General features: G+C 72.7%; 15 protein-coding genes. 6 read left to right on the forward strand and 9 right to left on the reverse strand.

Annotated features, from left to right (window positions below):
- Positions 1 to 245 precede the first annotated feature (245 nt).
- On the forward strand, positions 246 to 995 hold the full coding sequence (locus OG780_RS09560) for an SDR family oxidoreductase (protein WP_328446630.1): 750 nt from the start codon (positions 246 to 248) through the stop codon (positions 993 to 995).
- A gap of 188 nt (positions 996 to 1,183) precedes the next feature.
- On the opposite strand, the gene alc is transcribed toward OG780_RS09560, so the two are convergent.
- Both alc and allB read right to left on the reverse strand, forming a co-directional pair.
- Positions 1,184 to 2,323: an allantoicase gene (gene alc, locus OG780_RS09565; protein ID WP_328446632.1), complete on the reverse strand. Its 1,140-nt coding sequence runs from the start codon at positions 2,321 to 2,323 to the stop codon at positions 1,184 to 1,186.
- Between the two features lie 37 nt (positions 2,324 to 2,360).
- A complete protein-coding gene (gene allB / locus OG780_RS09570; RefSeq protein ID WP_328446634.1) occupies positions 2,361 to 3,701 on the reverse strand; it encodes an allantoinase AllB in 1,341 nt (446 codons plus the stop codon).
- Positions 3,702 to 4,053: 352 nt separating this feature from the next.
- Here allB and OG780_RS09575 point away from each other — a divergent pair, with 352 nt between their 5' ends.
- A complete protein-coding gene (locus tag OG780_RS09575) occupies positions 4,054 to 4,857 on the forward strand; it encodes an IclR family transcriptional regulator (protein WP_326784725.1) in 804 nt (267 codons plus the stop codon).
- 229 nt (positions 4,858 to 5,086) lie between these two features.
- On the opposite strand, the gene OG780_RS09580 is transcribed toward OG780_RS09575, so the two are convergent.
- Entirely contained in the window at positions 5,087 to 5,773 is a 687-nt protein-coding gene (locus OG780_RS09580; RefSeq protein ID WP_328446637.1) for an ABC transporter ATP-binding protein, read from the reverse strand.
- 19 nt (positions 5,774 to 5,792) lie between these two features.
- The gene (locus tag OG780_RS09585) at positions 5,793 to 6,830 is read right to left on the reverse strand and encodes an FtsX-like permease family protein (protein ID WP_328446639.1); all 1,038 of its coding nucleotides are present in this window, start codon (positions 6,828 to 6,830) and stop codon (positions 5,793 to 5,795) included.
- Positions 6,831 to 7,053: 223 nt separating this feature from the next.
- Between OG780_RS09585 and OG780_RS09590 the strand changes: the two genes are divergently transcribed.
- Entirely contained in the window at positions 7,054 to 8,445 is a 1,392-nt protein-coding gene (locus tag OG780_RS09590) for a sensor histidine kinase (RefSeq protein WP_328446641.1), read from the forward strand.
- Positions 8,442 to 9,074 (forward strand): response regulator transcription factor, encoded by a 633-nt coding sequence (locus OG780_RS09595; RefSeq protein ID WP_326784729.1) that lies wholly within the window; start codon positions 8,442 to 8,444, stop codon positions 9,072 to 9,074. The genes OG780_RS09590 and OG780_RS09595 overlap by 4 nt, the downstream gene beginning before the upstream one ends.
- Positions 9,075 to 9,147: 73 nt before the next feature.
- Here OG780_RS09595 and OG780_RS09600 read toward each other — a convergent pair whose 3' ends face one another.
- Positions 9,148 to 9,471, reverse strand: a complete 324-nt coding sequence (locus OG780_RS09600) for a DUF5955 family protein (RefSeq protein ID WP_328446642.1) — start codon at positions 9,469 to 9,471, stop codon at positions 9,148 to 9,150.
- Between the two features lie 210 nt (positions 9,472 to 9,681).
- Between OG780_RS09600 and OG780_RS09605 the strand changes: the two genes are divergently transcribed.
- Positions 9,682 to 10,281 carry a nucleotidyltransferase family protein gene (locus tag OG780_RS09605; RefSeq protein WP_328446643.1) on the forward strand — a complete coding sequence of 200 codons (600 nt, stop codon included), beginning with the start codon at positions 9,682 to 9,684 and terminating at the stop codon, positions 10,279 to 10,281.
- 96 nt (positions 10,282 to 10,377) lie between these two features.
- Here OG780_RS09605 and OG780_RS09610 read toward each other — a convergent pair whose 3' ends face one another.
- Positions 10,378 to 10,566, reverse strand: a complete 189-nt coding sequence (locus OG780_RS09610; protein ID WP_328446644.1) for a hypothetical protein — start codon at positions 10,564 to 10,566, stop codon at positions 10,378 to 10,380.
- Between OG780_RS09610 and aceB the strand changes: the two genes are divergently transcribed.
- Complete coding sequence (aceB, locus tag OG780_RS09615; protein ID WP_328446646.1) at positions 10,565 to 12,199, forward strand: malate synthase A; 1,635 nt, start codon at positions 10,565 to 10,567, stop codon at positions 12,197 to 12,199. The two genes, OG780_RS09610 and aceB, sit on opposite strands and share 2 nt — an antisense overlap.
- A 6-nt stretch (positions 12,200 to 12,205) precedes the next feature.
- Here the strand turns inward: aceB and OG780_RS09620 are convergent, their stop codons facing one another.
- The 3 genes from OG780_RS09620 to OG780_RS09635 all read right to left on the reverse strand — a co-directional run bounded on the left by OG780_RS09620 (position 12,206) and on the right by OG780_RS09635 (position 15,298).
- A complete protein-coding gene (locus OG780_RS09620; RefSeq protein ID WP_328446647.1) occupies positions 12,206 to 12,508 on the reverse strand; it encodes a SelT/SelW/SelH family protein in 303 nt (100 codons plus the stop codon).
- Positions 12,505 to 13,419 (reverse strand): HipA family kinase, encoded by a 915-nt coding sequence (locus OG780_RS09625; protein WP_328446649.1) that lies wholly within the window; start codon positions 13,417 to 13,419, stop codon positions 12,505 to 12,507. The genes OG780_RS09620 and OG780_RS09625 overlap by 4 nt, the downstream gene beginning before the upstream one ends.
- Positions 13,420 to 13,768: 349 nt before the next feature.
- Positions 13,769 to 15,298, reverse strand: coding sequence for an IucA/IucC family protein (locus OG780_RS09635; protein WP_443062142.1), 1,530 nt, complete (start codon positions 15,296 to 15,298; stop codon positions 13,769 to 13,771).
- Positions 15,299 to 15,330: the final 32 nt, after the last annotated feature.

The following is a 15,330-nucleotide window of genomic DNA, read 5'->3' on the forward strand; positions in this document are numbered from 1 at the left end:
CATGACGTCCGGCGGCTTCGTCCTCTCCGAGCGGGAGAACGAAGCCGCCGGACCTGCCGGTCACTGGGGAAATATGCCGGACGGGCAGGTCTGGCACATCGAAGGCGCCGGAGCCCTGCCGACCTGGGAACCGATCTCTTTGCGTGTCAGAAGGGTGTGCGGTGAGTCGGGCTGGTCCCGCGACCGGCGAATTCGGTGTCCGTTCGCCGCCAGCGTCGGGCGTGTGCGACCGCTGGGATGGACGCATGACTTCTCAGGGAACCATGAACGGCAAGGTGGCACTCGTGACCGGTGGCAGCCGGGGCATCGGGGCCGCGACGGCGCTGCGCCTGGCCCAGGAGGGTGCGGACGTGGCCGTCACCTATGTGAGGGGCAAGGAGGCCGCGGAGGGTGTCGTACGGGGCGTCGAGGGGCTCGGACGCAGGGGACTCGCCCTGTGCGCGGACTCCTCGGACGCGGCGGAGGCCGGCGGGGTGGTGGACCGGGTCGTCGCGGAGTTCGGGCGGCTCGACGTACTCGTCAACAACGTGGGGGTGGGCGTTCTGGGACCGTTGGACTCCCTGTCCCCGGCGGAGGTCGACCGGGTGCTCGCCGTCAACGTCCGGGGGGTCTTTCTGGCCTCCCAGTCGGCCGCGTCGCACCTCGGGGACGGCGGGCGGATCATCACGATCGGCAGTTGCATGACACAGCGGGTCCCCGGCCCCGGGGGGACGCTCTACGCCACGGGCAAGTCCGCGCTGATCGGCCTCACCAAGGCGCTGGCGCGGGAACTGGGCGACCGCGGGATCACCGCCAACATCGTCCATCCCGGCCCCATCGACACGGACATGAACCCGGCGGACGGCCCGTACGCACCGGGCCAGACCGCGATGACCGCCCTCGGCCGCTTCGGCGCCGCCCATGAGGTCGCCTCGATGGTCGCGTATCTGGCGGGAAGCGAGGCGGGGTACGTGACGGGGGCGGAGTTCGCGGTGGACGGAGGCCACGCGGCGTGACGCGTCAGGCCGGCCCCCGGTACCCGGATCACCCGGATGATCACCTGGATCGCCTGGATCGCCTGGACAGGCGTCGTACCCGGCACAAGCCGATCATGGCCCGTGGGACGCACCGGCATCGGCACGTCCCACGGGACCATCGGGCCACGGCCCACGGCCCACGGCTCCGGACGACGGGGCCGGACGACTCAGCCGCCCAGTTCCTGGTGCCGTGCCGTCAGCCCTGACGCCCCGTCCTCCGTCAGGGAGCCGAAGAGGCGCAGTCGGGAGATGCCGCCGTCCGGGAAGATGTCCACGCGCGCGTGCGTGGCGACGGCGGGTGCCGCGAGGATGAAGCGGTGGTTGGTGTCGGGCTGGAGGCGGGTACGGGGCAGGATCTCCGTCCACTCCCCCGTGTCGCCTTCGTCGCCGTTCCGCACCGACACCGAGGCCCATCCGGCGCTGTTGCCCTTCAGATACGCCGTGTCGATCTCGACGGCGCGGATCTCGGAGCGGGCGACGAGCCGGTAGCGGATCCAGTCGTTGCCGTCGTCGCGTCGTCGGCGGGTCTCCCAGCCGTCGTCCATCTTGCGCGAGCGGCCGGGCTGGATGGTGTTGGTGGCCGGCGAGTAGAAGAGGTCGGAGGCGTCCTCGACCTGTCCGCCGTTCTCCAGGGCGACCACGTCGAACGTGCCGAGGGCGGACAGCCAGCGCGGGTCGGGCACGACCTCTCCGTACACCCGCAGTCGCGCGATGCCCCCGTCGGGGTGCTGGTTGACGCGCAGGTGCGTGAAGCGCTGTTCCACGGAGACGGCGAACCCGTTGGCCGCGTGACCGCCGACCGCGGTGCGCGGTACCAGGGTCGTCCACTTCACCTCGTCCGCGAGGAGTTCCCCGGGCGAGGGTGAACCGGGCACCGAGGCGCCCTCGACCGACACCGCCTGCGGATAGTTGCCGCGGAAGTGGGCCGTGTCGACGACGATCCCGCGGATCACCCCGGGGGCGCCGAGGCGCACCAGGGCCCAGTCGTGGTCCTCGGCGGTCGGCCACGGGTGCTCGGCCGAGACACCGCGGCGCCGCCGGGTCTCCCAGCCGTCCATGATCTTGCCCTTGTGACCGAAGTGCTCGGGGTCGAACTCGGCGGCCCCGGCCACGAGGAGGTTCTCGCGCTGGGCGAAGAACTCGTCGTTGGCGGCGACGACCCCCGCGCCGAGCCGCCGGTCCGCCAGGTCGGCGTACCGGGTGAAGGGGAGGTCGGCGGTGCGGTAGTCCGCGTACGGGTCGCCGCCTCGGTAGGGGTTCGCGTCTCCGGTGAAGGTGGCCGGAACGGTCGGGCGCTGCGCCGTCACGATGATCGATCTGCCTTTCGGGGGTCGGCCGTTGCAATTACGGGTGGCGGACGAGGAGTTGTCCGGTGGGTTCGGTGAACCTGCCCCCGGCGACGACGCGTTCGCCGCGCAGCCACGTCGACTTCACGACACCGCTGAGGGTCCTGCCCGCGTAGGCCGTCACCCGGTTGCGGTGCTGGAGCGCGGCGGGGTCGACGGTGAAGGTCTCGTCGGGGGCGAACACCGCGAAGTCGGCGTCGTGGCCGGCCGCGATGGCACCCTTGCGGTCGCCCAGGCCGGCCAGTCGTGCCGTGCGGGAGGACATCCAGCGGACCACGTCCTCCAGGTCGTGGCCGCGCCTGCGGGCCTCGGTCCACACGGCGGACAGGCTCAACTGGAGGCCGGAGATGCCGCCCCACGCGGTCGCGAAGTCGTCCGTCTTGAGATCGGCGGTCGACGGCGAGTGGTCGGTGACCACACAGTCGATGGTTCCGTCGGCGAGCGCCTGCCACAGCAGGTCCTGGTTGGCGGCCTCACGGATGGGCGGGCAGCACTTGAACTCGCTGGCGCCGTCCGGGACTTCCTCGGCGGTCAGGGTGAGGTAGTGCGGGCAGGTCTCCACGGTGATCCGGACGCCGTCCGCCTTGGCGGCGGCGATCAGCGGGAGCGCGTCGCTCGACGACAGGTGCAGCACATGCACCCGCGCGTCGAGGCGCGCGGCCTGCGCGATGAGGCTCTTGACCGCGCTGTCCTCGGCGTCCCGGGGGCGCGAGGCGAGGAAGTCGGCGTAACTGCGTCCGCCCTTCTGCGGGGCGGCGGCCAGGTGGAGCGGGTCCTCGGCGTGCACGATCAGCAGGCCGCCGAAGTCGGCGATCTCGGCGAGGGACCGGGCGAGTTGCTCCTGGTCCAGTTCGGGGAACTCCTCGACCCCGGACGGCGACAGGAACGCCTTGAACCCGAAGACACCGGCGTCGTGCAGGGGGCGCAGGTCCTCGACGTTGCCGGGCAGCGCGCCGCCCCAGAAGCCGACGTCGATGTGCGCCTTGGAGCGGGCGACGTCCTGCTTCGTACGGAGGTGGCCGACCGTGGTGGTCGGCGGGAGGGAGTTGAGCGGCATGTCGATCAGGGTGGTGATGCCGCCGGCGGCCGCGGCGCGGGTCGCGGTCCAGAAACCCTCCCACTCCGTACGGCCGGGGTCGTTCACATGGACGTGGGTGTCGACGAGTCCGGGCAGCAGGACGTCGTCGCCGACGTCCTCCGACCGGGCGCCGGGCGGCACCTCGGCGTCGTACGGCAGCACGGCCGTGATCTTTCCCCCGGCGACCGCGACCGAAGCGGCGCGCGTCCCCTCGGGAGTGATGACGCGCGTCGAGCGCAGCACCAGTTCGGCATCGGACACCCGGACCCCTCTCTCCGCCGCCGTTGACTCCCGTTGCCGCCGGGTCGCTTCCGCGTAACGGAATTCAACTTTCTGTTGAAGAAGTCTTCACTCCGGCCCCCGCTCCGTCAAGGGCTCATTTCTCCAGCGTCCCCCCGACCCGGCCGGCCTCAGCCCCCGATGCGCCCGATATGCCCGACCGCTCGATCTTCCGCATTGCGGAGTCATATTTCCGACAGACAGAATGTAGTCTCACCCTACCCGGCAGTGGATGCGCTGCCGGGTAGGCTGCGTCTCTGCCCGCCCGCCGCCGCCCCCTTCGAGAGTCTTCGGGTCACCCCGCTCGAAACCGCGCCCCGAAAGGACCGCCGCCGTGCCGCCGTCCAGCGCCAGCACCACCGACGCCAGATCGTCCGCTCCCAGTGGCGGCGTCCAGTCCCTCGAGCGCGCCTTCGATCTGCTGGAGCGCATGGCGGACGCCGGGGGCGAGGTCGGTCTGAGCGAGCTCTCCGCGAGCAGCGGGTTGCCGCTGCCCACCATTCACCGGCTGATGCGCACCCTCGTGGTCTGCGGATACGTACGACAGCAGACCAACCGCCGGTACGCGCTCGGTCCGCGGCTGATCCGCCTCGGCGAGTCCGCCTCCCGGCTGCTCGGCACCTGGGCCCGCCCCTATCTGGCGCGCCTGGTGGAGGAGACCGGCGAGACCGCGAACATGGCGCTGCTCGACGGGGACGAGATCGTGTACGTCGCCCAGGTGCCGTCCAAGCACTCGATGCGCATGTTCACCGAGGTGGGCCGCCGGGTGCTGCCGCACTCCACGGGCGTCGGCAAGGCACTGCTGGCCCACACTCCGGACGACGAGGTGCGGGCGCTGCTCGCCCGTACGGGAATGCCCGCCGCGACGGAGAAGACGATCACCACGCCGGACGGCTTCCTCGCCGCGCTGGACGAGGTGCGCCGCACCGGTTACGCGGTCGACGACAACGAGCAGGAGATCGGCGTCCGCTGCCTGGCCGTCTCCGTGCCCGACTCCCCGACCGCCGCCGCGATCTCGATCTCCGGCCCGGCCGGCCGGGTCACCGAGGCCGCCACCGAGAAGATCGTGCCGGTGCTCCAGCAGGTCGCGGCCGAACTGTCGGAGGCTCTGGCCAGCTCGGGACCGGGCGCCGGCTGACCCGGACCCCGGCCGTGTCCGCGGGGACGGGGCGGGAGGACGCGCGCCGTTCCTGCCCGGCTCGGTCCGCCCCGGACACCGCACACCACTCCCCTCCCGGCCGACCGACGGTGCCGGGCCTTCCGTACGGACGACGCCGACAGGACCTGGGAACCGCTGACCGCGGGACTCCCCTCCGAGGCGCCCGGCTCGGGCCACCCCCGGCACCGCGCACCGCTCCCCGCCCGGCTCAGTCCGCCCCCGACACCGCGACGGGCATCTCCAGGCGCCCGTCCGTCATCTCCCGCACCGCGTCCGCCTCGCCGAGGCGGGCGCGGTCGTGTGTCACGAGGACCGTCGCCGTGGCGCGCTCACGCGTGAGCCGCAGCAGCAGGTCGATCACCGCCGTACCGCGTTCGTGGTCGAGGGCGCTGGTCGGCTCGTCGACCAGGAGCACCGACGGCTCGTTGACCAGCGCTCGGGCGATGTTCACCCGCTGCCGCTGACCGCCGGACAACTGGTGGGGGCGCCGGTGGGCCAGGTCGCCGAGCCCGACCTCGGCGAGCAGCTCCCTCGCGCGCCGCGTCACTCGACGGCGCCCGTCCAGGTGGCCCATCACCTGGAGCTGTTCCAGCGCGGTCAGCGAGGGCAGCAGATTCGGCTGCTGGAACACGATGCCGATCTCGCGCCGCCGCAGGACGGCCCGCTCGGCGGAGGTCAGCGTCCCCATCTCCGTACCGCCGACGAGGACACGTCCGCGGTCCGGAGCGACCAGGGTCGCGGCGACCGCGAGGAGGCTGGACTTGCCGGATCCGGAGGGCCCCACGACGGCCGTCGTCGTTCCGGAGGGCACCAGGAGACCGACGCCGTCCAGAGCGGTCACACGGCCGTCGCCGTCGGGGTAGGTGAGGGTGATGTCGTCGAGGGTCAGGCTCATCGGGCAGTCTCCGGAGTTCTCATCGGGCGCTCGCCAGCGCGGTCAGCGGGTCGACGGCGGTGATCCGCCGGACGGACAGACCCGCGCCGAGCGCCCCGAGAGCGATCGTCACGGCGGCGGGTCCGAGCACGGCCTGTCCGGCCGGTGCGAACGGCACGCCGCCGCCCCGCACGAGCGCGCCGGCTCCGGCCGCGAGCCCGGTGCCGAGCAGCGTCCCCGCTGCGAGCAGGAACACCGCCTGGCCCAGCGCGTCGCGCAGCAGATACGGCGTGGAGGCGCCCAGCGCCTTCAGGACCGCGATGTCGGGCGCCCGCTGGATCGTCCAGACCGTGAAGAACGCCCCGGTGACGAGTGCCGAGATGACGAAGAGGAATCCGCGCATGAGCTGGAGCGAGCCGTTCTCGGCCCGGTAGGAACCGATGGCGGTGAGTGCGTCGCCCTGGGTCAAGGTCTTCGTGCCGGCGGCACGGTCTGCCGCTTGCAGATCGGCTCCGTCGGTACGCAGGGCGATCACGGTCGCCGGACCGGAGAGGTCGGTCCACACGACCGGGGTGTGGCTGTACGAGGCACGGCCGGCCACGGCCGCGACGGTCAGCTCGGTGCCGCCGAGTCCCACCCGGTCCCCGGGCGTCACGCCGAGCGCGGCGGCGGCCTTCTCGGACAGCACGGCACGGCCCGGGGCGACCCCTGCCGGGGCGATGCCCGACCCCGGCCGCACGGCGAAGGCGGACACCGCGGCCGTACGGTTCCCGGCGGCCGCGTTCAGGGTGCGGATGCCGATCGGCTCGGCCGAGGTGACGCCGGGTGTGCCGGACCAGGTCTCCCAGGCGCGGGACGGCATGCGCGCCCCGGTGAAGGACACCGGCTGGCCCGCGGCCGGCGCGGCGAAGGCCAGGTGGTCGGCGGGCAGCGCGGTGACCGCCGAGGTGTTCTCCTCGGCGAGCCCGGCGGTCAGCCCGGACAGCAGCCCCACGAGCAGGGTGATCAGTACGACGACGGCTCCCATCAGGGCGAACCGCCCCTTGGCGAACCGTAGGTCTCTCCATGCGACGAACATGCCTCGACCCTGCCGCCCGGACCCCGCCCGGGGCATCGCCCCGCGGCACGCTTCCCCCGGTCCGAAGGAGGGGCGCGCAGATCGCCGGGAGACGCACCGCGCGGGACCGAAGGAACGGCGGCGCACGGACTCGGGAGGAGAACCGCGCCGGCGAAGGGAGCAGCCCGCTTTCAACCTTTCGGTTGACCGGGTCCGGCACTGCCCCGCCTACCCTGGAACGACCATGGATGTCCCCCGCCGCTCCCCCGTCGTCGCCGTCCTGCGGCTGTGCCTGTACGTCCTGCTCGCGGGCCTTCTCCTGCTGGCCGCCGTCCGCAGCGGGGACACCGGGCACCCGGCGGCGGTCGTCGTGTCGGTCCTCGTGACGGGGGTGGTGCTCGCGGCGGGCGCGGTCTCCGCTGCGGTGCACCGCTCACGGCGTACGGCCGCGCTGTGGGTGGCCGCCCTCAGCGCGAGCTGGCTGGCTCTCGTCACGCTCTCACCGGACGGGCTGTGGGTGGCGTTCCCTCTCTACTTCCTGCAACTGCACCTGCTGCCGGTGCGCTGGAGCCTGCCCGCGGTGGCCCTGACGGCGGGGGCGGCCGTCGCGAGCTTCGTCGCGCACGGCGCGCCCCTGACGCCCGGCGCGTTCATCGGGCCGCTGCTCGGGGCGGGGGTCGCGGTCGCCACGGTCCTCGGGTACGAGGCGCTGTACCGGGAGAGCGAGCGGCGCCGCGAGCTGATCGAGGAACTCATCGCCGCCCGTGCCGAACTGGCCGAGGCCGAACGCGCCGCGGGCACGCTCGCCGAACGGGAACGGCTCGCCCGCGAGATCCACGACACGCTCGCCCAGGGCCTGTCCAGCATCCAGCTCCTGATGCGGGCCGCCCAGCGACTGCTGCCCGCGGACTCCCCCGCCGCACCGCACCTGGAGCAGGCCCGCGCGACCGCGCAGGACAACCTCGCCGAAGCCCGTCGCTTCGTCCGCGCGCTCACCCCTCCGGGTCTGGAACACGGTTCGCTCGCCGCCGCGCTGGAGCGGCTGTGCCGGTCGGCCGCCGTGGACACGCCGAAGGTCCGCTTCTCGGTGAGCGGCCCGCTGGCCGGGCTTCCGACTCCGTACGAGGTGGCCCTGCTGCGGATCGCGCAGTCGGCGCTCGGCAACGCGCTGCGCCACGCGCACGCGGATCGCGTGGAGATCACGCTGAGCTTCATGGACACCTCGGTCGCGCTGGACGTGGTGGACGACGGGGCCGGCTTCACCCCCGGCGGCGTACGGCCGGACGCGGACCGCACGGACCGGGACCACGCCGGTCCGGACGACGCCGTACGAGACCACGCCGGTCGAGACGACGCCGTACGAGACCACTCCGGCCGAGACCGGGACCGTGAGGACGGGGGCGCATCGGACGGGGGCTTCGGTCTCCCCGCGATGCGTTCGCGCGCGCGGTCGCTGGGCGGGACGTTCACCGTCGAGTCGGCTCCCGGGCAGGGCACTGCGGTGGCGGTCACGCTGCCGTTGCCCGTCACCGGGGAACGGCCGGGGACGGCCTCCGCCGACGCCGTCGGGCCCGAGCCCGCAGAGCCCGCCCGCGCCGCGGGGAAGCCCGCGCGGGCCGCGGGGAGCCAGGTATGACGGTCCGCCTGTTGCTCGCGGACGACCACCCCGTCGTCCGTGCCGGACTGCGCGCGGTGCTGTCCGCGGAGCCGGACTTCGAGATCGTCGCGGAGGCGCCGACTGCGGAGGCCGCGGTGGAGCGGGCCGGGGCCGGTGGTGTGGACGTCGTCCTCATGGACCTCCAGTTCGGCGCCGGGATGCACGGGGCAGAGGCCACGGCGGTCATCACGGCACGCCCCGGCGCACCCCGGGTCCTCGTCCTGACCACGTACGACACCGACGCGGACATCCTCGCCGCGGTCGAGGCGGGCGCCTCCGGCTACCTCCTCAAGGACGCTCCGCCCGAGGAGCTCTCCGCCGCCGTGCGCACCGCCGCGTCGGGTCACTCGGCGCTCGCCCCGAAGGTCGCCGACCGGCTCATGGACCGCATGCGTACTCCGGCCGCCGCCCTCAGCCGTCGCGAACTGGAGGTCCTCGAACTGGTCAAGGACGGCCTCTCGAACCAGCAGATCAGCAAGGAGCTGTTCCTGAGCCAGGCGACCGTGAAGTCCCATCTGGTGCACATCTACGCCAAGTTGGGTGTGGACTCCCGCACCTCGGCCGTGGCGGCGGCCACCGAGCGGGGTGTCATCCGCAGGGGGCGCTAGGAACACGCCCCAGGAGGTCCCGTCCGGACGGGACGGGAGGGCTGCCGCTCCGCGGGCACGGTCCCGTCCGTGGTCACCGCCAGGTTCGGCGCGGGGGTTCCCCGAAGAGTTCGACCGCGCTGCGGACGTCCGCGAGGCGGGTCGCGAGAGCGCTCACCGAGCCGATCGCGCCGGCGACCAGGAGGAGCGAGCGGCGCAGCCGGGGAACCTCCGGGACGCCTCCGGCGGCCATCGCGGCGAGGGACGCGAGCTCGTCCTCGGCGATGCCCCGGTCGGGGAACTCCACCGGATGCACGGCGAGTTCGCGGCGCAGCCGGGCGACGGCGGTACGCAACTCCGTCACCCTCGGATCCTCGTCGCTGCCCGTCACCGGTCTCTGCCCCAAGCTCCGCAGCACAGCTCTCCCCCTCGCGCGCCGTTATGCGTCGGTCCCGCTCATGTCGGCTCCCGTTCCCCGTGGCGGTGGTCGGGCGCCGGGGGACGCGGGCCAGTAAACGCCACCCGGTACGCCGGGCGCCACTGCGCGGACCGAAATTCAGCCCGGGGACACCGCGGTGACGGCCCGGGTTCCGGGGCACGCTCCGGCCTGGTCGGGTATGCAGGGGACATGACGGAGAACAAGGGCGAGGTGGTGGGGCTGGTACTGGCGGCCGGAGGCGGCCGGCGTCTCGGGGGCCGCCCCAAAGCACTGCTGCCCCACCGGGGGCGGCCCCTCGTCGAACACGCGGTGGGGGAGCTGCGCGCCGGCGGCTGCGCCCGCGTCCATGTCGTCCTCGGCGCCCGGGCCGATGCCGTACGGGATCAGGCCTCGCTGCCCGGGTGCGTCCTCGTGGACAACCCTCGCTGGGAGGAGGGCATGGGTTCCTCGCTGCGGGCCGGGCTCGACTCGCTGACGGACTCGGGGGCGCGGGCCGCGCTGGTGTCGCTGGTCGACCAGCCGGGGATCGGCCGGGAGGCGGTGGCCCGGGTGCTGGCCGCGTACACCGGCCCGCTGACGCTCGCCGCGGCGGCGTACGACCGCGAACGCGGCCATCCGGTGCTCTTCGGGGCGGGTCACTGGGCCGGGATCGCGGCGGCCGCCACCGGCGACCGGGGGGCGCGCGCCTATCTGAAGGCCCACGAGGAGGCGGTCACCCTCGTGGAGTGCGGGGATGTGGCGCGGGCGTACGACATCGACACGGAGGCCGACCTGGTCCACCTTGAGTGAACGGGGTGGCACCGAGCGCCACCTTCGGTCGACCTGGAGAATCTCGACATCAACAAACCATTGAACTTCCACCATGAGGAAATTAGTATCCACTGCTCAGAAGCGCCTCGCCGTGCCGAGGGCGCCCGGGATCGTCCGCACGCGCCACGGCACCGGGTGCCAGGCGCGGTGACGCCGTTCATGGTTCGCTCGTTCGACCGGCATGCGGCTCGCCCGCAGGCCCCGTACGCCGATCGTCGTGAACAGCTCGCCCGCACGCAGCTCGCTGAAGGAGTGACAGCTCATGTCCGCACCAGCGCCGTCCCCGCTGGCCATCGTCGACGCCGAGCCCCTGCCCCGGCAGGAGGAGGTCCTCACCGAAGCGGCCCTCGCCTTCGTGGCCGAGCTGCACCGGCGGTTCACGCCCCGGCGTGACGAGCTCCTCGCCCGCCGCGCGGAGCGGCGTGCCGAGATCGCCCGCACCTCCACGCTCGACTTCCTCCCGGAGACCGCCGCGATCCGCGCGGACGACTCCTGGAGGGTGGCCCCCGCTCCGGCCGCGCTGAACGACCGCCGGGTCGAGATCACCGGCCCCACCGACCGCAAGATGACCATCAACGCCCTCAACTCGGGCGCCCGCGTCTGGCTCGCGGACTTCGAGGACGCCTCCGCGCCCACCTGGGAGAACGTGGTCACCGGTCAGCTGAACCTGACCGACGCGTACGCCCGTCGCATCGACTTCACCGACCCGGCGTCCGGAAAGTCGTACGCCCTCAAGCCGGACGCCGAGCTCGCGACCGTCGTGATGCGGCCGCGCGGCTGGCATCTGAACGAGCGTCACCTCGTCGCCGCCGACGGCACGCCCGTGCCCGGCGCGCTGGTCGACTTCGGTCTGTACTTCTTCCACAACGCCCAGCGGCTGCTCGACCTCGGCAAGGGCCCGTACTTCTATCTGCCCAAGACCGAGTCCCACCTCGAAGCCCGCCTGTGGAACGACGTGTTCGTCTTCGCGCAGGACTACATCGGCGTCCCGCAGGGCACGGTCCGCGCGACCGTCCTGATCGAGACGATCACGGCCGCCTACGAGATGGACGAGATCCTCTACGAACTCCGCGACCACGCCTCCGGGTTGAACGCGGGCCGCTGGGACTACCTCTTCTCCATCGTCAAGAACTTCCGGGACGGCGGGACCAAGTTCGTCCTGCCGGACCGCAACGCGGTGACGATGACCGCCCCGTTCATGCGCGCGTACACCGAACTCCTCGTCCGCACCTGCCACAAGCGCGGCGCTCACGCGATCGGCGGCATGGCCGCGTTCATCCCCTCGCGGCGCGACGAGGAGGTCAACAAGGTCGCCTTCGAGAAGGTCAAGGCCGACAAGGACCGTGAGGCGGGCGACGGCTTCGACGGCTCGTGGGTGGCCCACCCCGACCTCGTGCCGATCGCGATGGCCTCCTTCGACGCCGTCCTCGGCGACCGGCCGAACCAGAAGGACCGGCTGCGCGAGGACGTGTCGGTCGCGGCCGGTGACCTCATCGCCGTCGACTCGCTCGACGCCCGGCCGACGTACGACGGTCTGGTCAACGCCGTTCAGGTCGGCATCCGTTACATCGAGGCCTGGCTGCGCGGCCTCGGCGCGGTCGCCATCTTCAATCTCATGGAGGACGCCGCCACCGCCGAGATCTCGCGCTCGCAGATCTGGCAGTGGATCAACGCGGGTGTCGTCTTCGAGCACGACGGCAGGACCGTGGCGGCCACCCCGGAGCTGGCCCGTGAGATCGCCGCGCGCGAACTCGCGGACATCCGCGCCGGGATCGGCGAGGAGGCCTTCGCCGCCGGCCGCTGGCAGCAGGCGCACGACCTGCTCCTGAAGGTCGCGCTGGACGAGGACTACGCGGACTTCCTCACCCTGCCCGCCTACGAGCAGCTGACCGGCTGACCCGGCTCAGTCCGCCGTACCCGCTCCGTCGGCCGTGCGGTCCGAGTGGCCCAGGGATCTTTCCGGGGCCACTCGGTCACGCACCAGGCGCTTGACCGCGGTCGGCTCGGGAAAGCCCTGCTCGCGGCGGTCCCAGATCACCTCGTCGTTGACCCGGACGACGAAGACACCGCCGGTGCCGGGCTTCAGGGACAGCTCGTCGAGCTCCGCCTCGAAGGTGGTGAGCAGTTCCTGGGCCAGCCAGGCCGCGCGGGGCAGCCAGCGGCACTGGGTGCAGTACTCGATCTGGACCCGCTGGACGTCCGTCATCCCAGATGCACCGACCAATCCTGTTCCGCCGACGGCTTGCCGTGCAGGTCCGGGACGCGTTTGAGCCAGTCCGGGCGGCCCCGCTGGGTCCGCTCCGCGCGGTCGGCGTCCTCGGCCGCAAGCTGTTCCCGGCTCGGGAAGTCCGTGGGGAGCCAGGCCGCCGAGGCGCGGACACGGGCGAGGAGGTAGCCGACGTACGCCTCGCGGACCGCGTCGGGGCTCGCGAAGCCCGGCTCGTCCATGAGCCAGGCGTCGGGCACCTGCGCCAGGATCGTGCGCAGCAGCTCCTCGGTGACCAGAGGGGCGAGTTCGGCGTCGGCCGCCCGGGTGTCCGGTCCGTGGCCGCCGAGCGCGTGGCTCCTGAAGTCGTACGACTTCTCCGGAGCCGAGGCGTCCCAGCGGTGGTGGAAGACGAGGGCGGCGCCGTGGTCGATCAGCCAGAGGCGGGGCGGCGCGATGCCGAAGGTGGGCCAGATCATCAGGTTCGAGCTGTGCACCGTACGGTCCACGTTGACCGTGAGGGCGTCCAGCCAGATCACCTTGCCCGCCTCCAGCGGGTCGACCGGGAACGTCCGCGCGGCCTCCGGGGTGAAGTCCTTCGCGCCCGGGAGGTAGTCCATGCCGAGGTTGAGCCCGGCACTGGCCCGGAGCAGGTCCTGGACCTCCTGATGGGGTTCGTGCGCGCCGGAGACCGGGTCGAAGTGGACGAGGACCAGTTCGGGGAAGCGCAGCCCGAGAGCCCGGGCCAGCTCACCCACGATGATCTCGGCGACCAGTGCCTTGTGGCCCTGGGCGGCCCCCGTGAACTTGACGACGTAGGTCCCGAAGTCGTCGGCCTCGACGAGTCCCGGCAGCGAGCCGCCCTCACGCAGGGGCGTGACGTAGCGGGTCACGCCGACCTCTCTCAGCATTTTCCCTGGTCACCTACCCCTTCAGCCTTACCCTACCCAGCAGTCCGTCAAGGGCGGTCCGGCCCTTGCTTCCGGCCTCCGGCATGAAGTGAGCATAGTAACCGAGGGTGATCGCGGGCGAGGAGTGCCCGAGCCACCGTGCCACGGTCATCACGGACTCTGCCCGCCGTCACGCGGTCCCTACCGCCAGTACGTTGCCCTCGCTGGCGTATCCGTCCGGGTGCGTGAACGGGCTGTCCGCCGATAAGTTGCCAGGTCCGTGTCCACGAACGGGGGCTACGGACGTGGGCACCGGCACTGGGGGCGCCGGCGCCCCACCCGGGAGCGCGGCCTGGTCGTGGCCCCGGCCTCAGAATCCGGCCAGCGGGTTCGGCAGGGGCACGTAGCGGGCGTCGGCGCCGTCCGCCCGGGTCCAGCGGAGCAGCAGGTTGGTCTTGCCCGGGACGGTGGGTGAGGAGAGCAGGGCCGCGATCTCGGGGAGGTCGTGGTCCGCGCCGCAGCGGTGGAGTTCGCGTCGTACGGCGGGCCAGGGGTCCGTGCCGGGGAACCGCTCGGCGAGGAGGGCGGCCAGCTCGGCGAGGTGGTTGACGATCAGGCAGTACACGAGCCGTTCCCAGCCGGCCGCGCGGGTCACCCCCGGCAGCAGTTTCACTCCCTCCGCGTCCCGGAACAGTGCCTGGACGGGCGTGCCGGCGGCGTCCACGGCGACCAGGGTGTTCTGCAGGTGGGCCTCGACGACGACTCCGTGGCGGGCGAACGCCTCCAGCACCGGGGGCACCACCTGGCGGAGGTAGGCGGCCCACCAGGCCGAGGGCTCGGTCAGCCGGTCGAGCGGGTTGCCGTCGAACCCCTCCACCAGGGCGGCGGCGAGCAGCGGGGTCGCGCCGGGGACGAGGTGGTCGCGCAGTCCGTCGCGGACCAGGACGGCGAGTTCCTCGAAGGCGAAGTCGGCGGTGCGGTAGCCGCGGTCGCTCAGCCAGGCGGCGGGCCCCGGCTGCGCCGCGAAGGCGGCGGCGGTCGCCGCGTCGGTGGCGCGCATCTTGAGCAGGTCGTGCTTCCACAGTCGGCGGATGTCGTTGGTGATGCGGACGTCGAGGCTGAACTTGACGAACAGGTCGTCCTCGGGGGCGTAGAGGGTGCGGACCGCGGCCGTCGGCCAGAACGGGCGGGCGGTGGGTCCGAGGCGCAGGAGCCGGCCGTCCGCGAAGGCGTCCCGGATCGCCCGGCCTGCGCCGGTCAGGGTCAACTGCCAGGGGTGGGCGGGCAGCAGCCGGTATCCGGCGGGGGCCCGGCCCAGGGTGTCGAGGGCCCTCGTGTCGCCCTCCTCGACGACCGTGTCCTCCCGCACGGCGAGCAGTTCCAGCGGGAAGCGGGTGTACGCCTCGGGTGCGTAGGGCAGCCAGCCGGTGACCGGGCCGCCACCGCGGGTCTTGGGTGCCGGGTGGTACGGGTGCCCCGTGATCAGGGACTGTTCGGAACGCAGATACGGGTCCTCGGGGGGCGTCGCCCCGGCGCGGGCGCGCAGGAGGGCGGCGACCACGTCCCGGCTGTCGGTCATCTCCGCGGGCAGCTCGGAGTTGGCCGCTCCGGTGGACCGGCGCAGTTCCTCGGCGGCGAAGGCGACCAGTTCCCGGTGGGTGAGCCGGTGCCAGGCTCCCCCGGTGTACACCTCGGGCTCGACGGGGCGCCGCGTCCCCCGCACGCGCAGCATCCGGCCATCGGCGCGGAGCCGGTGGACGCCCGGTTCCGGTGTGGGTTCCGCCAGCTCGCGAAGGAGACAATTGAGCAACGGCGCGGCGGCGTACGCGTCGGCGGCCTCGTCCATGTCGCCAGCGGTGAGCTGGGGAAACACGGTCGGCTTGAAGTCCACGCGATCCATCCGGTCCATTCGATTCATGCGGTGCACTGGTG

This window comes from Streptomyces sp. NBC_00386, assembly GCF_036063235.1.
Classification (GTDB): domain Bacteria; phylum Actinomycetota; class Actinomycetes; order Streptomycetales; family Streptomycetaceae; genus Streptomyces.